Annotated in this window: 20 protein-coding genes; 5 read left to right on the top strand and 15 right to left on the bottom strand. The window is 47.7% G+C overall.

All coding sequences use genetic code 11. The features are described 5' to 3' along the window. Positions 1–513: 513 nt before the first annotated feature. The 3 genes from QUB68_RS04935 to QUB68_RS04925 form a co-directional block, all read right to left on the bottom strand. The gene (locus tag QUB68_RS04935) at positions 514–768 is read right to left on the bottom strand and encodes a hypothetical protein (protein ID WP_332989909.1); all 255 of its coding nucleotides are present in this window, start codon (positions 766–768) and stop codon (positions 514–516) included. Positions 769–917: 149 nt separating this feature from the next. Next, a complete protein-coding gene (locus QUB68_RS04930; protein WP_332990167.1) occupies positions 918–4,022 on the bottom strand; it encodes an MFS transporter in 3,105 nt (1,034 codons plus the stop codon). Positions 4,023–4,297: 275 nt separating this feature from the next. Then, the gene (locus QUB68_RS04925; protein WP_332989907.1) at positions 4,298–4,429 is read right to left on the bottom strand and encodes a hypothetical protein; all 132 of its coding nucleotides are present in this window, start codon (positions 4,427–4,429) and stop codon (positions 4,298–4,300) included. Between the two features lie 36 nt (positions 4,430–4,465). On the opposite strand from QUB68_RS04925, the gene QUB68_RS04920 reads away from it, so the two are divergent. Next, positions 4,466–5,878: an NAD(P)/FAD-dependent oxidoreductase gene (locus tag QUB68_RS04920; protein ID WP_332989905.1), complete on the top strand. Its 1,413-nt coding sequence runs from the start codon at positions 4,466–4,468 to the stop codon at positions 5,876–5,878. 353 nt (positions 5,879–6,231) lie between these two features. On the opposite strand, the gene QUB68_RS04915 is transcribed toward QUB68_RS04920, so the two are convergent. Together QUB68_RS04915 and QUB68_RS04910 are read right to left on the bottom strand one after the other, a co-directional pair. Next, on the bottom strand, positions 6,232–7,122 hold the full coding sequence (locus QUB68_RS04915) for a lysophospholipid acyltransferase family protein (protein ID WP_332989904.1): 891 nt from the start codon (positions 7,120–7,122) through the stop codon (positions 6,232–6,234). Between the two features lie 206 nt (positions 7,123–7,328). Next, the gene (locus tag QUB68_RS04910) at positions 7,329–8,591 is read right to left on the bottom strand and encodes an NB-ARC domain-containing protein (RefSeq protein ID WP_332990165.1); all 1,263 of its coding nucleotides are present in this window, start codon (positions 8,589–8,591) and stop codon (positions 7,329–7,331) included. A gap of 343 nt (positions 8,592–8,934) precedes the next feature. Here QUB68_RS04910 and QUB68_RS04905 point away from each other — a divergent pair, with 343 nt between their 5' ends. Then, positions 8,935–9,612 (top strand): hypothetical protein, encoded by a 678-nt coding sequence (locus QUB68_RS04905; protein WP_332989902.1) that lies wholly within the window; start codon positions 8,935–8,937, stop codon positions 9,610–9,612. Between the two features lie 179 nt (positions 9,613–9,791). Here the strand turns inward: QUB68_RS04905 and QUB68_RS04900 are convergent, their stop codons facing one another. The 4 genes from QUB68_RS04900 to QUB68_RS04885 form a co-directional block, all read right to left on the bottom strand. After that, complete coding sequence (locus QUB68_RS04900; RefSeq protein ID WP_332989901.1) at positions 9,792–10,145, bottom strand: hypothetical protein; 354 nt, start codon at positions 10,143–10,145, stop codon at positions 9,792–9,794. Further along, entirely contained in the window at positions 10,142–10,477 is a 336-nt protein-coding gene (locus QUB68_RS04895) for a DUF5674 family protein (protein WP_332989899.1), read from the bottom strand. The genes QUB68_RS04900 and QUB68_RS04895 overlap by 4 nt, the downstream gene beginning before the upstream one ends. 286 nt (positions 10,478–10,763) lie before the next feature. Then, on the bottom strand, positions 10,764–11,162 hold the full coding sequence (locus QUB68_RS04890; protein ID WP_332989898.1) for a type II toxin-antitoxin system VapC family toxin: 399 nt from the start codon (positions 11,160–11,162) through the stop codon (positions 10,764–10,766). 2 nt (positions 11,163–11,164) lie between these two features. Beyond that, positions 11,165–11,404 carry a type II toxin-antitoxin system Phd/YefM family antitoxin gene (locus tag QUB68_RS04885; RefSeq protein ID WP_332989896.1) on the bottom strand — a complete coding sequence of 80 codons (240 nt, stop codon included), beginning with the start codon at positions 11,402–11,404 and terminating at the stop codon, positions 11,165–11,167. 351 nt (positions 11,405–11,755) lie between these two features. Between QUB68_RS04885 and QUB68_RS04880 the strand changes: the two genes are divergently transcribed. Together QUB68_RS04880 and QUB68_RS04875 are read left to right on the top strand one after the other, a co-directional pair. After that, entirely contained in the window at positions 11,756–11,980 is a 225-nt protein-coding gene (locus QUB68_RS04880; protein WP_332989895.1) for a DUF433 domain-containing protein, read from the top strand. Positions 11,981–12,012: 32 nt separating this feature from the next. Beyond that, positions 12,013–12,309, top strand: coding sequence for a DUF5615 family PIN-like protein (locus QUB68_RS04875; RefSeq protein ID WP_332990163.1), 297 nt, complete (start codon positions 12,013–12,015; stop codon positions 12,307–12,309). 217 nt (positions 12,310–12,526) lie between these two features. On the opposite strand, the gene QUB68_RS04870 is transcribed toward QUB68_RS04875, so the two are convergent. The 5 genes from QUB68_RS04870 to QUB68_RS04850 form a co-directional block, all read right to left on the bottom strand. Further along, a complete protein-coding gene (locus QUB68_RS04870) occupies positions 12,527–12,982 on the bottom strand; it encodes a type II toxin-antitoxin system VapC family toxin (protein WP_332989893.1) in 456 nt (151 codons plus the stop codon). Next, entirely contained in the window at positions 12,979–13,248 is a 270-nt protein-coding gene (locus tag QUB68_RS04865) for a hypothetical protein (protein WP_332989891.1), read from the bottom strand. The genes QUB68_RS04870 and QUB68_RS04865 overlap by 4 nt, the downstream gene beginning before the upstream one ends. A gap of 243 nt (positions 13,249–13,491) precedes the next feature. Further along, positions 13,492–13,647, bottom strand: a complete 156-nt coding sequence (locus tag QUB68_RS04860; protein ID WP_332989890.1) for a hypothetical protein — start codon at positions 13,645–13,647, stop codon at positions 13,492–13,494. Between the two features lie 12 nt (positions 13,648–13,659). Continuing rightward, positions 13,660–17,151, bottom strand: coding sequence for a response regulator (locus tag QUB68_RS04855; protein WP_332989888.1), 3,492 nt, complete (start codon positions 17,149–17,151; stop codon positions 13,660–13,662). 578 nt (positions 17,152–17,729) lie between these two features. Then, positions 17,730–17,897 (bottom strand): hypothetical protein, encoded by a 168-nt coding sequence (locus QUB68_RS04850; RefSeq protein ID WP_332989886.1) that lies wholly within the window; start codon positions 17,895–17,897, stop codon positions 17,730–17,732. A gap of 968 nt (positions 17,898–18,865) precedes the next feature. On the opposite strand from QUB68_RS04850, the gene QUB68_RS04845 reads away from it, so the two are divergent. After that, entirely contained in the window at positions 18,866–19,489 is a 624-nt protein-coding gene (locus tag QUB68_RS04845) for a GNAT family N-acetyltransferase (RefSeq protein ID WP_332989884.1), read from the top strand. 320 nt (positions 19,490–19,809) lie between these two features. Here the strand turns inward: QUB68_RS04845 and QUB68_RS04840 are convergent. Next, positions 19,810–23,375: Ig-like domain-containing protein (locus QUB68_RS04840; RefSeq protein WP_442923040.1), on the bottom strand; the 3,566-nt coding region annotated here is incomplete at its 5' end.

Raw genomic sequence — 23,375 nt, 5'->3', positions numbered from 1 at the left:
TACTAGGTAACTAGCCTGGGGAGGTTTGAGACGTAGGTTGTTTAGCATTGGCGATCGCAGGGCCTGGGTGTTTTGACTGTTGTGGGCGGACTGGGAAAAGCCCTTGGTATTTCCAAGGTATCAGGTATCTCGCCCCCCACAGTCAGTGTAGTATTTTCACATCTTTAGTTCCCTTCATCAAAAAATTGGGTAGAAACCCCGTCCTAAAAGGACGGCTTTATTGGTATAATTTGAGTGGTCAATGACCCACCCGTGACGATGGAGACATAAACCCTAACACCAAAGCTTGCAACAATTGCAACGGGGAAGAAAAATCGGTAGACCGGGAAAAGAGGACGGGGCAATGGTAAACATCCCCAGAATCAAACAGTATATAAGAATTCCTTTTGGTATTCGACACGTAAAAACCGCTGGGCTAGCGGGGTTAGTCTGTGGAGCGAACGTAAGACCAAATCTCCTTGTGGGTAGAGGCAGTTACTAAGAAGCAGAAACCTAAGTTGTGAGGCTTAGGAATCACCGCACCGACCGGGCGGTGAGTATGTCAATATGCACAACCGATCGCCTGCGAGTCATGACCTGACGCTCGCGATTTTCTGAGATCGGGGCGATCGAAGTCAAAAAAACTTCGCGTTTGATACTCGCGCCGGCCAGCGCAGGATGGCGGTTGACCGAACAGGCGTGCTTTCCTTGAGAACCGCTCTTGAGAAGGCTGATAACAATTCTGTTTTGTTTTATGGTTCGATCGTTCGGACTAAAGTCCGCATTCATGAAGGACTAAAGTCCTCACTATGAACCAATTTCACAATGGTAAATAGAGCTGATACATTCTTGAGAAGGCTGATAATAATAGTGCCTGATGTCAGTAGAAACTCACATTAGGCACTATTAGAAATCCGATCGCGCAAATTGACTCTTTTTTACCGGATAACGGCTAAAGCACCAGCGCCGGCTGCTGCAAAGGCTGAGGAAAGAGCAGTGAAAAACAACCACCAAGATGCAACTTCCGCTGCTTTCCGAGTTTCTTCAGCTTGTTTTTCCGCTTGCACTTTAATGCTTTCGAGGCGAAGCTGCGCTTCTTGCTGCAAGCGTTCCGCTCTTTGCAAGACGCTGTTGCGGCTTCTCTCAATTTGGTCGATCAAGCGGTTAGCATCTGCTTCAGAAATGTCCTCGCGCGAACTAATTAGGGCTACTAAAGTATCGCGGTTGAAATGACCGAGCCGATCGCGCAAAGCATCAAATCCGGCTTGCGGATCGTCAAATAACTTCCGCACGTCCCGCGTAATCCCTTCATAATTGAGTTCAGGGCGATCGAGCGAATTGAGATAATCCCGAACTTTTCCGAGAACTCCGTCAATTACCGACTGAATGCCCTCCTGTATTTTCTGAATTTGTTGTTGAAATTGGTCGCGCACAGACAAAATTTGATCGACAATCCGAGTAGCTTCTGCTTCCGAAATATCCTGCCGCTGAGACAGCAGAGAAATCATAGTCGCTCGATCGATGTGCGACAGCCGTTCGCCCAAGCTGTAAGCGCCGACTTTTGGGTCGTGCAGCAGCAGTTGCAAGTCCCGCTTGATGGCTTCGGGATTTAATTCTTCCTTGCCCGTATTGCGCAAATAATCCTCTAAAACACCCTGAAAATCTTGCACTTGGCCTTGCACCCGCTTTGCCAAACGGCGCGGCGCTTTCACGATCGATCCCAGAGTTTCCTGCACTTGGTCGATAATTTGATTGACTTGTTCCTCGGTCAAATCTTGTCTCTGAGCCAGCAGTTTGACTAACGTATCGCGATCGACCTGAGACAGGCGGCCGCGCAGCGCTAAAGCTCCTTCTTTGGGATTTTCCATCAGTTTGGTCAAATCCCGCTGAATCCCCTCAGGATTGAGTTCTGACTTGCCAGTATTGCGCAGATAATCTGCCAGGGCGGTGGTAGTTTGGTCGTACTGATCCTTAGCTTTTTCTGCCAATTTTTGCGGTGCTTCCAGCGCGCTGTGCCAAGTTTCTTCGGCGCTGTCGAGAAGCTGATTTACTTGGTCTTCGCTGAGGTCTTTCCGCTGAGATAGCAATTTTACCAAGGTTTCGCGATCGAACCGAGAAGCTCTAGCTCTCAGCGCCCCGATTCCCGCTTCCGGGTTGTCCAGCAGCGTTTTAAAATCGCGCTTGATAGCTTCGGGATTGAGTTCTTCTTTGCCCGTAGACTTCAAGTATTCTTGTACTTTTTGCCACTGGTTGTCTAGTCGGACTTGCGCTGCTTCTTGCAGACCTTGAGCATCTGCTAAAGCTACATCTCGAGTCGTTTCCAACTCTTTAACAATCTGTTCTACTTCTTGGAAACCGAAGCCTTCGCGGCCTCTGAGGATTTGCACGAAACTGTCGCGGGTAAAAGGAGTAAGCCGATCGCGCAACTGTTCGTAAGTTACATCGGAATCCTCTAAGATTTTTTTGAAATTGCTGCCGATACCTGATGAAGTCAGTTCTGCTTTCGGCGTCAGTTTCAAATAAGTTTCTACCCGCCACTGCAAATCGCGAGCTTTTTCTTGCTCCTCAGCAAAAATTACAGTTTGTAAAACTCGCTGTCTAATTCCTTCTAACTCCTGGGAAATTTCTTTAATTTTGTCTTGGGTAAAAACGCCGCGACTTGCCAGGATTTCGGCAAAATTCGACTGTTTTAGTTTTTCTAATTCGCGGCGCACAGTTCCCGGATCTGCCGTCGGATCGTAGAGCACGTCACGAAACTCGCGCTCGATCGCGGTAGGGTTCATCTGCCACGAATAAGTGTTGAGCAAGTAGTTTTCTACGTCAGCACGAATTGGGCTGTAAGTTTCTGGTTCGCCTTTGACTTGAGCGGTAACTTTATCAGCTTGCTGAGTAACTTTTTCTTTAGCTACTTTGAGCTGACCCATTACTTTTTCCACATCGAAGTCAGAAATATCCGTGCGGCCCAAAACTACTCCCATTAAAGCATTGACTGCCATACTCGTTGCTTGGGACATCATCGTCGAGCTTTGTCCGGGAATTTGACCGCCCAGATTGCCGAGAACTTTTTCTACCCTACTTGTCAGCGTATCTGAGAGCAAATCTCCTGATTTGGCTGATTTGAGATAGTCGATCAATTGGGCGATGCCGTCTGATTTCTGGCCTTGTGTTCCTACTTGTTTCCAAGCATCTTGGAGTTGGTCTACAATCCGGTTGACATCGCGCTTTGATAAGTCCGATCGCGAACTTACTAAATCTACGAGAGTTTGGCGATCGAGATTCGGCAAATTTTCGCCAGCAATGCTTTTGAGTTGCGGATCGTTGAGCAATTTTTCAAACTCGCCCCGCATCGCTTTGATGTCTAATTCCGGCGGTTTGAGGCTTTGAATGTAATCTTCGACGTTTTCGCGCAAACTTGTGGGGTCGATCGCGGTACCGAGTTCGTGGCCCACTGCTGCTGCTGCTGCTTTCGCTGTGGCCACTACTTGGTTGCTGGCTGCTTTGGCGCCGAGGGCTGCGGCTGCGGTGCCGAAAATGGCTTGAACGCCGGATGTGGCGGTGTTAACGACGGAACCGATCAGGGAACCGACGGTGGTGGAGCTCACCCAGACGAGTAGTGAGAAATAAGCGGCCCAGATGACTAAACCGACGATCGCACCTAAGCCGGGACTGCTAATCAAGCTCAGCTTAACTGCTAGCAAACAAGCGAAGAATAGGGCGACGGTGACGGTGATTAGAGTCCAAGTGCCGACTTTGCTGCCGATCTTGCGCACTGGGGGGCTGCCACTGTCGGAGTGGTGTCCGTCATCGTGGGATTGTCCCATGTAGGAAAGGCCCGCGGCTACTGATAAATTTGTGAGCAACAGTTGGAAAGCGCAGGCGAGCACGACTCCAGCTATGAGGGCGATAAAAAATTGGGGGCCCGAATACAGGAGTGCTGCGTCTTCTGCTGTGTTTGTTGTAGTAGTAGTCTGCTCTACTGGTACTTGGGCCAGCCAGAACCCGATCTTATACAGTTGTGGATTTATTGGCAAATTTTGATACATAGTATATTCCTCGTTAAAGCGTGGGTGCGCGTTCATTGGCGCGAGCTGACTAATGTATAGTTTGAGACTTATGCCCCCAAAGCCAAGTATTACCTTATTGACGAGCTAAAGCATCCCCCTACAGTTGGAAGTGTATAAATATGTCTGCGGCCTACTGTTGATTGAGAGATAATTGTGCTATGTCAATTTTGTAGGAGTTGTTAACTAGACTTTTTTTAACGAACCGCAGAGGGCGCAGAGAACGCTGAGGAAGAGAAGAGAGTGAAAAATAGTTGTTAGTCGTAGGGTGCGTCGCCATCAAAAATCCCTAAATAAATATCGATAATCTGATAGCGACGCACCTGTCTAATCGCTCGTAGACTGTAAACAAAGGCAACACTTGTTTGGTCGCAAAACTTCGTAAACATGGTATTATTAGTTATTAGCGTTCAAAGGATGGGATAATGCAGCCAGAAACTCATGCAATTATTATGGGTGGCAGTTTGGCAGGACTGTTGGCTGCTAGAGTATTAGCAAAACATTTCGATCGCGTAAGTATTGTTGAACGAGATTTTTTTCCAGAAACAGCCGCGCCTCGCCCCGGTATTCCTCAATCGCGTCACCTTCACATCCTTTTGAATCGAGGCAAAATCATCCTAGAACAGTTGTTTCCCGGCTTGGAAAACGAACTGGTAGCTGAGTGTGGTGCTCCGAGGTTAGATCCGAAGTCGCTCAGGTGGTTTAGTCCCGCGGGTTGGGCTCCGCATTTTAGCCCCGATCCAGATGATTTAATTATGTTCAGTCGGGATTTACTCGATCGCCAAATTCGCCGCCGCTTGACTGAAAATACGAACGTGCATTTCCTCGAAGGAGGGACAGTAACGGGGTTGCTGGCGAATGCCCAGGGCACAGAGGTTGCTGGCGTGTCGGTGCGTTTTCGCGATCGCCACAATCCAGCTAATATTAATGAAGAGAATTTGAATGCAGATTTAGTCGTCGATGCTAGCGGTAAAGTTTCTCAAACACCTAAATGGTTGAAAAAACTGGGCTATGAACCTCCGCAAGAAACGCTGATCAATGCTTTTGTCGGCTATGCTACCCGCATCTATGAATCCAGCGGTAAATTGTCAGACACAGTGCCTGTATTTGTATCAACAGCACCGCCATTTCGCACTCGCGGCGGTGGAATTTTCCCGATCGAAGGCAATCGCTGGCTGGTAACTCTCGGCGGGGGCGATCGCGATTATCCTCCCGCAGACGAAGCAGGTTTTATAGAATTTGCCCGCAGTCTGCCAACCCCAATAATTTATAATGCAATTAAAGATGCAGAAGCCATAACACCTGTGTATAGTTATCGAGGTACAGAAAACCGTTTGCGCCACTACGAACGCCTCTCCCGTTATCCTGAAAACTTGGTAATTGTCGGTCATGCTGTTTGCGCTTTCAACCCAGTTTACGGCCAGGGAATGACGGTTGCTGGATTGGATGCTCAGATGCTGGATGAATGTCTCCAAAAACAGCGGCAGCGGTATCCAGCAGGCAATTTAACAGGCTTTGGGCGACATTTTCAACAAAAACTAGCAAAATTACATACTATCCCTTGGACGTTTGCGATCAGTCAGGATTCGCGCTATCGGGGAAGTGCAGGTGCGAAACCAAACCTCGCTACGCGGCTGACAATTGATTACATGGATCTGGTGTTAAAAGTGCTGGTTGGGGATGCGAAAGTTTGTCAAGCTTTTTTGGAAGTTCTGCACATGATTGAGTCGCCGGCGGTACTTTTTCATCCCGGGATTGCGTTAAAGGCGATCGGGCAATTTAGAAGTAGGGAAACGGCATTGCCGTGTCCGGCGGTGGGTGCGGCGAATGAAAAATAATTTGCAATTTAAAAATGTAGCAATAGTTGGTTGAAGTGGTATTAGTTCGCGATCGCACGGGGTGGTCAGAAACCGGGTTTTTTACTACGAAAAGACGCGTTGTAGTCCGCAGATCGGGTAAAAAACCGGGTTTCTTTGGGCTGACGTGTCCAGGACTGGGTATAAATCAATACGGTTTACTTAAGAGAGATCCCCCCTAACCCCCCTTAAAAAAGGGGGGGACAAGAATCCTCTCAAAGTCCCCCTTCTTAAGGGGGATTTAGGGGGATCTCCGGAGCATAAATAGTTTTAAGTGAACTGTATTGGGGTATAAATTATGATAGCAATTGCCAAAGTTTTTTGTAGTTAGGATTTTAGCGCTTAAACATTGGGCTTTCAGGACTGAAGTCCTTACTACGAACCAAATTGTCTAATTGTGCTTGCATTTGATTGGTGACAAAATCGAAACAAGCATCGACATAATCGCGATCGCGCGCCGCCTCCTTACCGTACCTCTCAAATACAATCGGTTCGCACACGCGAGTCCGAATTTGCACGGGAAAAGGCAGATTCGGCAAAGGCCCAATACTCAATCCCCAAGGCAATCCCAAATACACCGGAAACACCACCGGATCGATGCCCAACAACCACGGCATCCCCCATTCATGCAATTGTTTTGCTTGTTCGTACAAATCGGCCAACACTATTAAAGTATCGTGGGCACCGTGGGATATAATTGGGACGATCGGCACTGATTCTCGCAATGCTAATTTAATAAATCCTTTACGTCCGGCAAAGTAGATTTTATTGCGCAAGTGGTGGGGACGAAAAGTATCTTCTGCGCCGCCCGGATAAACGAGAACCGGGGCATTTTTTCGCAAAGCTGCGATCGCCATTTTCGGATGTGCTTTGATCGCGCCGCACTGCACCGCCATGCCAGCAATATCAGGAGAAACTTGCCAAACCGTCGGGTGCATCAATCCGTAGGCTAAGCGTTCCGTGCCGTACCTGTGGAACCATTCGTATAGGAACATAAACATATCCGGTGTGGCGATTCCCCCGTTGTGAGAACCGACAATGAGCATTTTTCCGCGTGCGGGGACGTGGTGCCAGCCGTCGCTTTGAACGCGAAAATAGTAGCGGTACAGCCATTCCCAGATTGGCAGCAAGAGTTGAATGAATTCGGGATTGCGATCGTCCAAAGATAATCCGTCAAAGCGAGAGGTTTTGCTGTTGGTTCTGGGGCTGGATGCAGAATGGTTCATTGATTGGTGCTTGGGTGCGATCGGCGGCAAAAAAGTATTGTTTTAGTATTGCAATTTCTTGGGAATTGACATATACTTTTTATATAATGGGAATTGGTGCAAAAAAAATAAAATTCTCGCTATTTCCATTATGATATATAAGTTTTATAATACAACAAAAGACCGAGAAAAGTCAACACAATATTAGCGAAATTTTAACAGTTAAATCATAATTCTTGGACATACTGCCTCAACACAGGTGGCAAAGTATAAAAACTTCCAGCTTTGTCGATGAAGCAACGCCGCGATAACGATTGTAGGGCATTGAGCAAATCTGGCGATCGCACAGTGCCAGATTCTAGTAATTTTGCCAGGTTGACTGGTTCGCTTTCCCTACAAAACAAAGAGAGGACTTGTTTTTCTAGTTCGGATAGGCGACTAAACTGCTGCTGTAAAACATCTTTCAAATCTTCTGGCAACAATACGGTATCGTTTAATAATAACTCTGTCGCGCCAATTCCCAACTCTTGCATCAAAGTCGCCACGCTTTTTAACCATAACGGATTGCCTTGGTAGATGTGAATGAGTGTTTCGCAGTTATCGATTTCTGCTAATCCATAATCTCTGAGTATTTCCCGTGCGGCCGCGATATCTAAGCCTGTGAGTTGTAAGGTACGAATGGGAGTATTTTGGCTTGTGAGTTGAGGAACTTCTTTGGGTGGTTCCCAACCGATTAGCAGCAAGCAACTTTGATGGGACAATTTTTCTATTTGTTTAAAGAAAGAGCGATATTCTTCGTATTCTGGTTTATATTTTCCTGCTAATTCGCCACGGCTGAACAGGTTGTGAATGTCATCTAAGACGATTAAACAGCGATGTTTTTGTAAATATTTAATCAGCGGTAAGTGTGTCTGGTTTGTTGGGGATACTTCTGGTTTTTCGGAATTGGAAAAAAGCTGTCTTATTTTAGATTGAAGTTTGTCTATGGTGGGGAATTCGTCTAGGGTGTACCAAGCTGTGTACTCAAATTCGTCTTTGATTTGTTGTACGAGTTTTACTGCTAGGGATGTTTTGCCGATGCCGGTGATGCCGGTGATGGTTATGAGGCGGCTGTTTTGTTGTAGAATCGAGGTTGTGAGGGTTTTGAGTTCGAGGGTGCGATCGAAGAAAGCACCTAATTGTGGCATCTCGCTTAAATCTTGATGCGATATTTCTTGATTTGGTGGGTGTGAGTTTGGTATGTTTGGCGGGTGTCTAGCTTCTCCACAGGTGTTAAAACTACTAATTGCTACATTTTCAAAATTAGAGACATTTTCAAATATAAACCTTCCCATTGCCGATCGTAAATTGGTTTTACTTACTTCTTCGCCTAATTCCTCTGAAAGTATTTGCCATAACTTTGAGCCAACATCCCTGACATAACTCTCGTTACAGTGAATCTCTTCGGCAATTTTGGTGTATTTCTCACCTTGCATTGTTCCTCGCAGAATCGCCTATTGTAAGTTATCGAGGTGCTCACCTGTCTTGGCAAACACCATCTCGTCAGCCATTTTTAACACTTCCTTAAAATTCATGCAGCATCGCAGATGTTGTGATTTTCCGTATTATACCTAACTTTTTCCAACATTTTCTGGCATTTTTCAACATTTTTAAAGCAGCAAGTTTGAATAGCAGACTAAATTGCCAACAAAATTGAGCATTTTGGGCTAGACAAAGCTTTAATTTATCAAGGATAATGAAAAAAAATTATAATTACGTGCTAGATCGCAAGGTGCAATTTACCATATATTTTGCTAGATTATTATGGTTGCAAAATTAGGAGTAACATAATAGATGAATTGGTATAATAATCCTACAATTGCGGGAATTATTGGTGCGGTTGTTGGCTCGGTGATAACGGCAGGAGTATCCATGTGGATAGCCAAAAAAACAAGTCAAGTGAGACGAGTTGATTGCATTATTAACGATGCCTCCTCACTCTTGTCGTTTTCAGATACAATTCGCACTGAATTAGAGATTAAATATTCAGGAGAACAGGCAAGTTCCGTGTTTCTGTTCAATCTCGAAGTATTTAATTCGGGTAATCAAGCAATTATAAATCAACCATGTTTGATACGGTTGGATGATCAGGCGAAAATCATTGGTTACAGGATAAAGACTCAGCCGGCAGTTGGCTTTGGCGAAATCAGCAAGTTACAGAGTCAGAATAGTCTCGATCTAAGCATTCAGCTATTGAATCCAGGAGATCGTGTCTACCTTGAGTTAATATCTGTGAATAACGTATCTGATGAAATTCACGTGTACATGAAAAATGCGAATGTTCTCGATCGCTTATATACCCGTCAAGCCGCAGAAATTGCAATTTTAGGAACTCTTAGTAAGGCTATGGACCCAACGCTTATGTTATTAGCTATCATACGCTCAGTTCCATTCTTCGGGGGGGTCGCAGAGCCTTTCATGATGATTATGCTGACGGAACGGTTTGAAAAAGCATTGCGTCAAAGAAAGTAGTGCGATCGCCCATCCTACATATTCCCTTAACCCTCGTGTCACCTCAACCTCTCTTTCCGCCGACAATCCGATCCATTTCCACCATCTCAAAGGGCGATGATTGCACACTCTTAGCGTGAAGTGTAGCTATCCCGTAGGGATCTCGCCCCAGCGAAAAAAAAGGGCGATCGCACATCTACCTAATTGACAGCCAACAAACCAGACATATTCAGCACTTTCTCCGACCAAATCTTTGTTTGTTCCGCCACCCTCATTCGTTGTTCGGCATCCTCCCAAATCCTTGCCCAACAATACTGCCAGCAAGCTAACTGAACTTGTAACTCAACTAACTCAGCGGCAATTTCTACCTCTGCATCCTTAGCCGTCCACTCAATAAATATCTTACTTTCTTGCAGCAAACCTTCAACCAGTTCGCCATTAGCTGAATTTTGACATCGAGATTTAATTCGTGCCAAATTCGATGCTAAATTCCCCAAACGAATCGGTAGTTCGTCTCGCAAATAGCGTTCTTTTAAAGCATTCCAATCTCTCATAATCCTCCTAATAACTGTTGAACGATTTGAGCAACCCGTTCTCGAATAACCGGGTCTTGAATTTCCATTGAGCGATTGTTCTGACGCGGACGAATATTGATTAGAGATTCATAACCTACCTCTTGCGTCAGCGGATACCAGTCTGCTCCCCAAATATCTACCTGCTTGCTCCCGTTTTCCAGCAACAAAGCTTCGCAATCAGCGTGAAGTTCTCCACCACCTGTCAGAATTCGCCGTTCGATATCCACTGCCAGTTTAATATAACTGCCAAGGATTTCTAGCATTTCTTCAATTTGCTGTTGAGTCCCACGCTCTTGAATCAGATAAATCATCCCTGAATCAGCTTTAGATTTAATATGATGCTTCAATATTATACAGGTTAGCTAGTGTGTCAATACTTTATCCCATAGCTTGCTCTGAGGGGCGTAGGTGAAGCCGACCTTTGGCATCGCCCTTTCTTCCATATTCGCTTAACCCTCGTGTCACCCCAACCTCTTGTCCCACCGACAATCCGATCCATTTCCACCATTTCAAAGGGCGCTGATTGCACAGAGGGCGTGAAGTGTAGCTATCCCGTAGGTCGATCGCCACAGCAAACAAAGGGCGATTCTTACTAAACTAATTGCCAGCGCCCAGAATCGAAATATCGCTGTATTGCTTGAACATTGAATCAGCACTCACAAGCGTCATATCCTCAAGTTGAGATTGAGCAATCAGCATTCTATCAAAGGGATCTCGATGATCTAATGGTAACGCAGCCGCTCGTAAAGCATGAGGCGCTCTAATTTCCAAATACTGCACACCTAACTGTACCATGCGACTAGAAATGTAGCTATCTATCGGTTCTGGCAGCGGCAACTTTCCGATCGCATTTTTTATACCTATTTCCCAAATACTAGCAACAGAAAACCACAGTTCATTCATTTCATCGGCAATATGGGCGATCGCCTCCTCATTCAATCGCTCTGGTTCAGCAAACCACCATAACCAACACTGCGTATCCAGCAAAAGTTTCACTTTTAATCCCCCTCGAATGCTGCCAAAATCTCTTTTGGCAAAGGATCGTTAAAGTCCTCTGGTACAATAAATTTCCCTCGATCTTGCCCTAAACTAGCTCGTCGATTGGATGAATTACGAAACGGAACCAACTTCGCTATTGGGATAGATCCGTTTGAAATAATAATTTCTTCTCCGAGTTCCACACGCGACAATAGTCCTGAGAGATTTGTCTTAGCTTGATCGATATTTACAGTTTCCATGTTCTTAAAAAACTAAGTCCATAGGCTAAGTTTACTCCGATTGTGATTAGTTGTGCAAGTTGGTAGCTTTCCCCTTGAGCGATCGCCCCATCCTACATATTCCCTTAACCCTCGTGTCACCCCAACCTCTTTTTCCACTGACAATCCGATCCATTTCCACCATTTCAAAGGGCGCTGATTGCACAGAGGGCGTGAAGCGTACCTATCCGGTAGGCCTATCGCCCCAGCAAACAAAATGGCGATCGCCTTTTTTCTGCCTCGATCATCTGTGTCAAACAATCTTGACGATGATATTGGAGATTCGGAAAAATACGATCTATGATAGATTTAAGCAATTACTTTCAAAAACCTATGGAATACAATGAAATCATCACGATTGAACCTGGAAAACGCAGCGGCAAGCCGTGTATTCGGGGAATGCGAATTACTGTGTACGATATCCTAGAGTATCTAGCTGGTGGTATGACAGAGGCAGAAGTTCTAGAAGATTTTTCCGAACTCACTTCCCAAGATATCAAAGCTTGCCTTGCCTTTGCGGCTGATCGTGAGAAAAAATTATTTTTGGCATCCATTTGAAACTACTACTGGACGAAAAATGATCAGACGGGATTATTCACAGGATTATCGATTTGTATCCAGATTCCGCTCATGTCAAAACCTTGGCACTTACCAATACTGATGATTCAATTATTTGGGAATATGCAAAAGCGAATAATTTTGTGATTGTTTCCAAGGATTCTGATTTTCATCAACGGAGTTTGCTGTACGGGCATCCACCCAAATTTATCTACCTTCGCATTGGTAACAGTCCAACATCCAAAATCGTTCAGATATTAAGAAATAATTTTGACATTATAATTCAATTTTGGAATAGCGAAGTAGAAAGCATCTTGGTATTGGCTTAATGCTTTGGGGAAGCCCCATCCTACATCTTCCCTTAACCCTCGTGTCACCCAACCTCTCTTTCCGCCGACAATCCGATCCATTTTCACCATCTCAAAGTGCGCTGATTGCACAGAGGACGCGCGGCGTAGCTATCCCGTAGGGCGATCGCCCCAGCAAACAAAAGGGCGATCGCCTATTTTCAATTATCTAAAAACATTAATCTATCAGTCAAAATTATTATGTCGATCGAGTCGGCAGTGTGAAATTTGTAAACAGTTGCACATCAAACTTACTATTTGTCAAGGAATTCACTAAGCGTTCATCCAGTGTTAGCAACGGTGCTGTAACTTGCTCAGAGAGTGCCACATAACAGCCATCATAAGCTGTAATCGCATATTCCAAACCAATTTGAACGGCTTCACTTATTAGCTCCTTCGTTGAAGTGACTTGAAATCGTAAAGCTTTCAAGTCACTTAGATCTGCCTGAACAAGTTCTGCGGTGTAAAGGTTAGCTCGAACATATTTCCAAAGAACATTAGTACACTCAATATAAAACAGATCGGGTACGAAAAACTCAACATCCGGATCGTCAAGAAGATCGAATAGTTGATTAACTTTGGGAGTCAGCGGATCGGCAATAAACAGCTTAATACAAATATTTGTATCGATTACACATCGTAACGGAACAGTCATCTGTTGCGATCCTCTGCAATCAAAATCGTACTATCCATTAAGCCAAAATCCCTTGGATTAACTCTAGGACGACTGCGAATCCTCTGTAGGATTCCTGACATTGGTTGGTTCTCTTGCGCCCGATCGAGCGTTACTTTATCAGACTCAAACGATCGCTTCAATAGACGAATGACTGCTTCATTAAGAGTCAAATTTTTTTCAGAGGCAAGACATTGAATGCGACTGTACAATTCATCTGGCAGGTTTTCAATCTGAAGTGTAGCCATTGCAGTCTTATTAATTACTTGATTTATTATATCACCAGTTTAACTTAACTATCCACCAAAAGAGCAAGACACCTGCGGTACGCTTCGCGATCGCCCTTGTCATTTTTGCCTGTCAAGCGCCCCAACCAAATCAAGCGCGATCGCCCTTCTTGCATCTTCCCTTAACCCTCGTGTCACCCAACCTCTTTTCCCACTGACACTTTTATCCATTTCCACCTTTCAAAGGGCGATGATTGCACACTCTTAGCGTGAAGCGTAGCTATCCCGTAGGGCGATCGCCACAGCAAACAAAAGACGATCGCCCCTGACACCAAATACCAAACACTGCAATGATTCTACGAGTTGCGATCGCCCTAACTGTTTTTTCCCACAATCACCCAACACACCGAACCAAGTCAAAACCCTAGGAATCTAATCACAATTAAGTACAAAAGTCAACACCGTTTCATCAATTCCCTTGAGTTTCAGCGGCTTATATTTAACAATTCGACCTTCCTCAACATAATCTGCAACCGCAGCCGAAATCAGCACAGTGTTTGGTTCCGCCACTTCTTGCAAACGGGCAGCAATATTCACACTTGGCCCGATCGCAGTATAATCCGATCGATCGGGGCCACCAAACATCCCCACCACCGCAGTACCCTGATGAATTCCGCAGCGAAACCGCACCGCAGGAACCCCATTTTCCCCCACAATTCCCTGCTCTAACCAGCGCTGGTTAAGTTCCTTGAGAGCTCGCAGCATTTGCCTTGCAGCAGCTATAGCGCGGCGTACTTGCTCATTAGGCGTTAGTTCCTCCGGCGCGCCAAAGAGAGCCATTACCGCATCTCCGACAAACTTGTCCACCGTACCGCCGCTGTCAAAAATAGCCTTAGTCATTGCCGCCAAATATTCATTCAAAAGCTCAGCTACCCGGCGCGAGCGCAGCGTATTTGCCATTTCAGTAAAACCCACAATATCGCTAAATAAAATAGTAATCAATCGCGGTTCCGGGCGCAAATCCAAGGCCAAATCTCCAGCCGCTGCGGCCTTCACCATCGACGGCGGCAAAAATCGGCGCAGCACCGACTCAGTTAAATAACTGTTCAACTGCTGCACTCGGCGCTCGTTTTGTTTGAGGGCGATCAAATTACGCACTTCTGCCAACAATTCGCGATCGTTAAAAGGCTTAGACAAATAAGCATCAGCACCCCGTTCTACTCCTTCAATTCGAGTATCTTCGTCGGCTTTCGCAGTCAGCAAAATTACCGGAGTTCCCCGCAATTCTTCATCCTGTCGAATCATCCGAATCAAATCCAAACCAGAGATTAAAGGCATCATCAAATCCGTGACAATTAAATCGGGACGGCGGTTTTTTGCCACGGCAAATCCTTCTTGTCCGTTGCGGGCTAGCAAAACAGCAAAACCGGAATCTCGCAGAATTCCCGATACATAAAAGCGCAAATCTGGATTGTCGTCAACTACCAAAACCGTTCCGACTGCTGTTTCTGAACTTATCGGTTCGAGAGCCTCGAAATTATGATTTTCTGCCTCATCTTCCGACAAATCCGCCTCCACATCTGCCAGTTCCACCGCTGCTTTGGATGAGTGAAACTCCGCAGGTATTTCTAGTACCCGTTCCGGGGGTAAATGAGTCGAACCGAAATGCAGCCAAACGGTAAAAGTAGTACCTTCGCCGTAAACTGAATCGACCGAAATCTGACCGCCGTGAAGTTCGACTAATTCTTTGACAAGTGCCAAACCTAAACCGCTGCCTTCGTAGGAACGGCTAGCAGAACCTTCGGCTTGGTGAAAGCGCTCGAACAAATAGGGAATTTGTTCGGTGCGAATGCCGATGCCGGTGTCTTTTACTTGCAGCAAGCAGTGAGCACCGGCCGATTCAACTGTCAGGGTGATTGTTCCGCCTTCTGGGGTGAATTTGACAGCATTTGAGAGCAGGTTGTAAATAACTTTGTCAAATCTTTCAATATCCAAATAAAGTAATGGACATTCTTGCAGTTGGGTAATTAATTGTAGTCCTTTTTTCTCGCAGTAGGCGCGGAACGACTCTGCGGTAGAGTAACAGAAACCGACTAAATCGCAGGGGCGAAAACTCGGCTGCATCCGTCCAGCATCGAGGCGCTGCAAGTCTAGCAGTTGATTTACTAAGCGCAGGAGGCGGCGGGAATTGCGCAAAGCGATGACGGCTTGTTCGTAGGGTAAGTCTTCTTTGCGGCCGCAAGCTGATTCTAGAGGGCCGATGGTTAGTGTTAAAGGTGTGCGGAATTCGTGGGAGATATTTTGGAAAAATTCGGTTTTGAGCCGATCGGCTTCCAGGAGTCTTTCTGCTTGCTGTCTGGTAGTCTGGTAGAGGCGCGACTGCTGCACGGCTAGAGCCGCTTGGGTTGCGACTATTTGAGCCAGGTCAATGTCTGAGAGGTTCCAGCGGCGAGTGCTGCGATTTTGGCGCAGGGAAATGCTGCCGATAATTTTGCCTTCCGAGAGCAAGGGAACGACTAACAGAGCCCGGGCTGGCGATCGCACTTGCAGTTCTGTAACATTTAAATCGGGGCGTTCGTCCAAGTCTTCGATCGCCACCGGCTCCTGTGATACCATAACTTGCAGCAACACCGGATTGCCGCGAATCGGCACCAAAGACTGCGGCAGGGAAGGATGGGCAAAAACCCAGCTACGAGTGTTCTCCGCAGCACTAGCAGCCGCCGCAGAGCCGGGAGAGTTCCCAACTACCTCTGGATTGCTAAAACCCTGTTCTACAGCCACGGTATCCTTAGTTGTGTCGTAGAGCCCCACGCACTGGACGTATTCATCATCTTCTGTCCACAGAGAAAGGGCGCAGCCGTCAACTTGTAAAGCTTGACCGAGTTGTTGAGTAATGGCTGCAAAAATATTTTGGGGGTCGAGGCTCGATCGAATTGCCGTAGTAATAGTATTGACTAAGGCCTCGCGCTTTGCCAGGGCCCGCACCTGTTCGTAAGCCCGGGCTTGAGAAAGCGCCAAAGCCGCTTGGTCTGCCACCGTAATTACCAACTGTACATCGTGGTCTGCCCATCGGCGCGGTCGATCGAACTGGTGCAGCGCCAAGACTGCCATCAGTTCCATTTGGTAAAACAGCGGTACGATTAAGCTCGATCGAATATTCGCAGCTTGGTAAGCCTGTAGTCGCTGCTGATTGTCCCAGTTTAAAACTCTCTCGTCAGTTTGGGCATCTTGAATCACCTCCACATCCAGAGTTTCCCAAACCAAATCCGGCAGCAAATCCGGCGAAAGTCCAGCAGCAGAACCATCTCGGAGTTTCGCGAACGGCGAATGGTAAACAAACCACTCATCCGCCACCCGGCCGTCTTGGAAAGGCCGCAGCAGACAGCAACTCACCTCAAACATCTGCCCGATAGTTTCCACAATTCTTTGCAGCATTTGCTGGTAATTGGGAGCCGATCGGATAGTATTGGTAACGGCATAAAGCAGCGATTCTTGCGAGAGAGCCCTGCGGAGTTCATTGGTGCGCGCTTTCAGGACATTGTGAGTATCAACAGCTTGACTGACAAGAGTTTTGAGTTCTTCAGCATCCCAAGGCTTGGTAACGTATTTGAATACTTTGCCAGCGTTAATAGCTTCCACTAAATCTTCAACATCCGTATAGCCAGTTAAAATAATCCGGATCACATCGGGGTATTGAGCCGCCGTCAGGCTGAGAAACTCCGTACCGCTCATTTTTGGCATTCGCTGGTCAGAGATAATCACGGCAACTTCTCCCTCTTGTGCTAAAATTTCGAGGGCCGCGGGGCCAGATTCGGCTCTGAGCACTTTGTAGTCTCGATGGAAGGTGCGGTAAAGTAAGTCAAGGTTATCCGGTTCGTCATCGACAACCAGAATTTTTAGCTTAGGATTTTCTTGGGAATTCATGCACCGTTCTCCTGTGCCCCGGGGCAGTTCGATTTAATAAGTCAGATGAAAGGAAGAATTGCTGGGTTTCAAATGCTGAAATCATACCCTTTTCCAGGTGCAATTTGTGATGGAAATGACTGATGAGTTCCGGGTTTGGAGTTGGCCTACAGTTGCATTATTATTTGAAACTGCTATCACCATAATTTGTGAATCTGAATTTTTTGTGAGTGTACAGAAGCCAGCATAAACCTTAATTTTTAAGGTCGGCTTTTTCAATTTTGAATTCTTCTGAGTCACAGTTGTCTGTCGTGCACCCCAATTTTATTATTTAATGATATTCACATCAACTCGTCTCGTGGGAAGTGTCCGCTGACCCCTCACCTCTATGCAGAAGAGGAAACACGAATCCGGCACTTTTAATAGCCGTCTGGATATCTCATAATACATAGCAATAACCGTCCTGATTGTGAGTTGATGTGCCCAATTTATATTTTATTATCGCTCCTGGGTCTGTTTTAATTGCTATGTAAAAACTACTGGCAACAGGATAAAATAGATATCCCATATCTTCGCCTATGTTTTTTGGGCACCCGAGGTTACAGCAACTTTAACAGTCCGCTTTCGGATGCAGCCCGCGCTCCAACACCAAGCCCCTGAGTGATATTTGGCGGTTGACTGGCACACAGCAGAGCCGGGGAAGTGCGAGTGACGCAATTGCTGTACCATTTTAGTGAGACTTGCACTTTTTCCAGCGATCGCGCCATTTTTTCTGCCTCCTGCAGACCTTATACCAGCCAATTACTGCGGCGAAACACTGCCAGCTAGAGCATCCATCTGTTAATCTTAGCTAGGGATGTACTCTGTGGAAACCGGCTAGTCGATTTTCTGTTTTCGCATTGAAGATTTTCGATTCACTCCACAGATGAATCTGGAAGCCCGAAGTTGAGTCTAAAAGTTTGATCTCTCCACGACCGGAGTCAAGGACTGGTATCAGTTTTTGGGCGCTGTCCATCAGAAAGATCGAGGTTTTGAAATTGTCGATCGCGCGTAGCACAGTATCGCAGCACAACATCGAGCCGTTGGGGAAACCCGCGCCGACTGTTTTTACCCATCCAAATTTAAATTGGACGGTGGAGAGAGTACCCCCGGCGCCACAGGTAAGGCTAGGAATGCGAGGGGATGGGCTTGCTGATTAGCTCCAACTGCTGAAAGCTGGGTTGTGGGGCCAATCGGGCCAGTGGCGAACATCCAACGCTATGGCGCGCCCGGTATTGGTCTGACAGGTGGTTGAGTTTTTCAATTACCGCTGTACGGATAAGTTATATTCGATCGAGTATTTCCGCCAACACAGAGCGGCAAGGTTCGGGAAACCTGACATTAAAACCTTTTTAATTGTTTTTAATACGTTTGCCGCTACTCACAAATCTAGTATTAGGGGAGTGGTTTTCATCGAGAGTAACTTGAGTCTTAAATGCCCTAAAGTGGCACCAAATATCTGATACTACTTAAGTTAAACCATAAAAAAAGCGATCGAATGGGGCGAATCAACCATGCCTATAAGTTACGTCAGAAGATCATAAGTAAATCCAGCCGATCGAACGCCAAATACAGAGCGGCAAAAAGCTTGCTGTGTATGTCTTCTACCTTCTACCTCCTACTTAACATTAGTGAATTTTCTAAGGTTGGCAGCTTAGAAACAAGCATAGAAAAATTAATATAGTGACCTGGAATTGTGAATCCTTCTTTTTTTTCCTCACCGTCTCACGAACAACAAACTCCCGGACTTTCTGGCTTTTCGATCCGCGTCGCTGCGTCGAACGACTTGACGCAACTAGCCGATATTTTGGCGATGAGCTTTTACTCCCGCGAGGGGTTGGTAGAATGGGTGTATCCGGTGTTGCGTTTGGGCATTTACGAAGATTTAAAAAATAGACTGCGCTCTAAGGCAGAACATTACATTTGTCTGGTTGCTGAGCTAGTCTCGGGCGAGGCAGGAATGCAGAATTATCGATCGCACCAAGCTCAGTGTATGGCAGGAACAGTAGAAATGGCTCTGCGTTCTCGCTTCCCTTGGCAAATCCCGAGTTGTGACTATCCTTATTTGTCAAATTTAGCAGTTCACCCGGACTATCGGCGCCAGGGAGTTGCTCAACAATTGCTCAGCAACTGTGAGGAGACAGCAAGAGAATGGGGATTTTCTGAGATTTACCTTCATGTTCTGGAAAATAATCACGCGGCGCGACAGTTGTACTATCAGGTGGGCTATCGCTTGCAACAAGTGGATTGGCATTGGACTTATTGGCTGTTGGGCCAGCCGCGCCGGCTGTTTTTACGCAAGCAGATTTCGCTCTCATAAGCTTGGATATTGGAATTAGGAAGGGGAAATTGGGAATGAGTTTGAGTTTCCTAAGATCGGGGAGCGAGCAACCCTAATAAAATTGGTTGGCATCGGACTTGCATTGCATGAATCTTTGATGGATAGATCTACCGCAGATGAAAGGCAGATAGACACAGATGCAACGCAGATAATTTTAAGATTGTTTGCAACTTTTTTAATTCAAGTAAGAGTGAAAACTTGAGGTGCTTTCCCGGGATTTAGGATGGTGAGAAACGCCACAGAAGTTTTGAGCTGCTGTGGCGTTTTGTTATGAGAATAGGAGACTTCCGCCGCCTATTCTAGCCCTCAGTACGCAAGAGATTTGATGAGAGGAAATCCGAGGAGCCGATCGCCCCGTTAACCCCTACCAGATTCGCTAAAACCCGATTGGTTCCTGCTACTTGCAGCAACGTACCGTTAGGAGTGGCGCTAAATTGCAACTGCTGGAAACTCAGGCCGCCAGTCAAAACAAACTTATCGACGCCTACCTCAAAGTTAATCACAGTATCGGTGCCGCCATCAGCAGTCAACACAAATAGATCGCTCCCAAGGCCTCCGATTAAAGTATCGTCGCCCGCGCCGCCAAACAGCCAGTCGTCGCCAGCACCCCCGTTGAGAATATCGCTATCTTTACCACCGTAGAGAGTGTCGCTGCCAGCATCTCCGTTGATAGTATCTTGGCCTTCGTTGCCGTAGAGCAAGTCATCGCCGTCACCGCCGTCCATGCAGTCTTGCTGGCCGTTGGCATCCACCGGGAAACCCCGGTTATCGGAGCGATCGCCGTAGATGGTATCGTTGCCCTCGTTACCGCAGAGGTCATCGTTGCCGTCACCGCCGTAAATCAAGTCGTTGCCCTGATCTCCGTGTATGAGGTCGTTACCTTTGCCGCCGTAAATCTTGTCGTTGTCTTTACCGCCAGCGATCGTATCGTCACCTTCGTCACCGTACAGCACGTCAGCACCGGTGTTACCAAAGAGCCAATCCTGGCCGTTGACATCTTTAGCTCGACCTCGGGCGCCGCCGTACATGGTGTCGTCGCCGCTATCGCCGACAAGGGTATCAGAGCCGAGTTCGCCCCAAATCAGGTCATTATCTTTGCCGCCCCAAACGCAATCGTTGCCTTTACCTGCTTGCACGGTGTCATTGCCGTTGCCGCCGCCGATGATGTCGTTGCCGGTACCGCCAAAGATCAAGTCTCCTTCGTCAGCACTGTTAGCTGAGTTGGAACCGCCGCTATCGCCGAGCAGAGTATCGGCTCCTTCGCCGCCGTAGAGGGTATCAGAGCCTAATTGACCGTAGATCAGGTCATTGCCTTTACCTCCGTAAGCGCGATCGTCATCTTTGCCTCCAACCAGGGTATCGTCGCCTTCTTGGCCGTTGAGGAAGTCGTTACCGTCGCCTCCGTAGAGCAAGTCGCGTCCTTGGAAGTCAACGATCCTTTTGCTGTTGGTGCCGCCAAACAAGGTATCGTTGCCGGTGCCGCCCATCAAGGTATCGTTGCCGACTTCACCGTAGATCAGGTCATTGTCTTTGCCTCCTAGGGCAATATCGTTACCTTTGCCGGCATGGATAGTATCGTTGCCTTCGTTGCCGTTAATGATGTCTGCACCGTTGCCTCCGAAGATCAAATCGCCATTCTCCGCAGCGCTGCGGTCGTTATTATTGCCGTTGTCTCCCAAAATCGTATCGGCACCTTCATCTCCAAACAGGGTGTCAGAGCCTAAGTCGCCAGCAATCCAGTCGTTCTGTTTGCCGGCATGGATGATATCGTTGCCCTCACCGCCGTAAACAATATCCGTGTCTGTGTCGGCAAAAATCGTATCATTGCCTTCGCTGCCGTAAATTTCGTCGGCGCCGTCTTTACCTAAAATCAGGTCGTTGCCTTCAAAACCGACGATTTTGCGGTTGCCTTTGGTGTCATTGATGAAGTCATTGCCGTCGGTGCCTTTGGTGGTTTGTCCCTCTCCCATTTGCGAAATCGGCCGGACAAATCGCACTGCGGGCGGTTGCTGCGGCGGTGCAAAGTTAATTCCCGGTTTGCCAGAAATCGGCGGACAGTCACACTCGGTATCTGGTTCGGCGATCGGATTTGATACTATCGGTGGTACGGGGGTTGGTGTGGGCGCTGGTGTGGGTGCTGGTGTTGGTGTTGGTGTTGGTGTTGGTGTGGGCGCAACTGGCCGCAAGATGGCAGCAACTGTAGCAGTAGCGGGACTGGTGGCGCCACCGTTGTCGGTGGCGCTGTAGTTGAAATTGGCTCCCGTAAATTCGCCTGTGGCTTGGAAAAATAGTTGCTGAAGTTGTGCCGGAGTCAGGACTTGACCGGGTGTTACTGCTACGCCGCCGCCCAAAGCCGGATCTCCTAAAAATAGTAGTCCTTGGTCTGCTGGGGGCAGGGTGTTGATGGTGTAAGAGGCGATCGATCCGTCGGGGTCGGTTCCTCCCAATCCCGGAACTCGGGCGCTGCCGTTGGGTGCCAGACTGAAGTTAGCATTGTTGGCCAATGGCGGTAGGTTGCTCGTCGGAGCAATGGCCGCAACTGTAGCAGTGGCGGGACTGATAGCGCCGCTGTTGTCGGTGGCGCTGTAGTTGAAATTGGCTCCGCTAAATTCGCCGGAGGATCGGAAAAATAGTTGCCCTATCTGTGCGGGTGTGAGGACTTGGCCTGGTGTCACCGCAACGCCGCCGTTAGCCGGATCTCCTAAATAGAGGATTCCTTGGTTGGCTGGGGGCAGGGTGTTGATGGTGTAAGAGGCGATCGACCCATCGGGGTCGCTTCCTCCCAATCCCGGAACCCGCGTGCTGGTGTTGGGTGGAACTATGAAGTTCGCATTATTGGCAACTGGGGGTTGGTTGGCGGAAGTTGGTGTGGGAGTGAGAGGTGTAGCACCCAAAGTAGCGGTAGCAACCGGACTGGTGGCGCCGCCGTTGTCGGTGGCGCTGTAGGTGAAATTGGCTCCGGTAAAGCTGCCTGTGGCTTGGAAATATAGTTGCCCGATTTGTGCGGGAGTCAGAACTTGGCCTGGTGTCACCGCTACACCACCGTTGGCGGGATCTCCTAAATACAGGACTCCTTGGGCGGCCGGTGGCAGGGTGTTGATGGTGTAAGAGGCGATCGACCCGTCGGGGTCGGTTCCTCCCAATCCTGGAATTAGCGCGCTGGCATTGGGCGCAAGGCTGGAGTTAGGATTTGTGGCTAATGGCGGTTGGTTGGGAGTCGGAGTTGGCGCTGGAGTTGGCGCTGGAATGGGAGTCGGAGTTGGCGCTGGAATGGGAGTCGGAATCGGTGCTGGAATGGGAGTCGGAATCGGTGCTGGAATGGGAGTCGGAATCGGTGCTGGAATGGGAGTCGGCACCGGCAGGGGAATAGCGGCAACTGTAGCAGTGGCCGGACTGGTGGCGCCGCCGTTGTCAGTAGCGCTGTAGTTGAAATTGGCTCCCGTAAAGCTGCCTGTGGATTGGAAATATAGTTGTTGAAGCTGTGCCGGAGTCAGGACTTGACCGGGTGTCACCGCAACGCCGCCGTTGGCAGGATCTCCTAAATACAGGACTCCTTGGGCTGCTGGGGGCAGGGTGGTGATGGCGTAAGAGGCGATCGACCCGTCGGGGTCGCTTCCTCCTAATCCAGGAATTAGCGCGCTGGCATTGGGCGCAAGGCTGGAGTTAGCATTTGTGGCTACTGGCGGTTGGTTGGGTGTCGGAGTTGGCGCTGGAATTGGTGTCGGAATCGGTGCTGGAGTCGGTGTCGGAATCGGTGCTGGAGTTGGTGTCGGCACCGGCAGGGGAATAGCAGCAACTGTAGCGGTAGCAGCGGGACTGACTGCGCCGAGGTTATCTGTAGCGCTGTAGGTGAAATTGGCTCCCG

The organism is Microcoleus sp. A006_D1 (assembly GCF_036702805.1).
Lineage (GTDB): Bacteria > Cyanobacteriota > Cyanobacteriia > Cyanobacteriales > Microcoleaceae > Microcoleus.
Note: the sequence above shows the minus strand (reverse complement) of the source record. Positions and strands in the feature narration are given on the sequence as shown.

Bases quoted from the DNA above. Each gene is read 5' to 3' on its own strand.
- QUB68_RS04935 (WP_332989909.1), bottom strand. From the start codon at position 768: ATGAATGCGGACTTTAGTCCGAACGATCGAACCATAAAACAAAACAGA.
- QUB68_RS04930 (WP_332990167.1), bottom strand. From the start codon at position 4,022: ATGTATCAAAATTTGCCAATAAATCCACAACTGTATAAGATCGGGTTC.
- QUB68_RS04925 (WP_332989907.1), bottom strand. From the start codon at position 4,429: ATGTTTACGAAGTTTTGCGACCAAACAAGTGTTGCCTTTGTTTACAGT.
- QUB68_RS04920 (WP_332989905.1), top strand. From the start codon at position 4,466: ATGCAGCCAGAAACTCATGCAATTATTATGGGTGGCAGTTTGGCAGGA.
- QUB68_RS04915 (WP_332989904.1), bottom strand. From the start codon at position 7,122: ATGAACCATTCTGCATCCAGCCCCAGAACCAACAGCAAAACCTCTCGC.
- QUB68_RS04905 (WP_332989902.1), top strand. From the start codon at position 8,935: ATGAATTGGTATAATAATCCTACAATTGCGGGAATTATTGGTGCGGTT.
- QUB68_RS04900 (WP_332989901.1), bottom strand. From the start codon at position 10,145: ATGAGAGATTGGAATGCTTTAAAAGAACGCTATTTGCGAGACGAACTA.
- QUB68_RS04895 (WP_332989899.1), bottom strand. From the start codon at position 10,477: ATGATTTATCTGATTCAAGAGCGTGGGACTCAACAGCAAATTGAAGAA.
- QUB68_RS04885 (WP_332989896.1), bottom strand. From the start codon at position 11,404: ATGGAAACTGTAAATATCGATCAAGCTAAGACAAATCTCTCAGGACTA.
- QUB68_RS04880 (WP_332989895.1), top strand. From the start codon at position 11,756: ATGGAATACAATGAAATCATCACGATTGAACCTGGAAAACGCAGCGGC.
- QUB68_RS04870 (WP_332989893.1), bottom strand. From the start codon at position 12,982: ATGACTGTTCCGTTACGATGTGTAATCGATACAAATATTTGTATTAAG.
- QUB68_RS04865 (WP_332989891.1), bottom strand. From the start codon at position 13,248: ATGGCTACACTTCAGATTGAAAACCTGCCAGATGAATTGTACAGTCGC.
- QUB68_RS04855 (WP_332989888.1), bottom strand. From the start codon at position 17,151: ATGAATTCCCAAGAAAATCCTAAGCTAAAAATTCTGGTTGTCGATGAC.
- QUB68_RS04850 (WP_332989886.1), bottom strand. From the start codon at position 17,897: ATGGCGCGATCGCTGGAAAAAGTGCAAGTCTCACTAAAATGGTACAGC.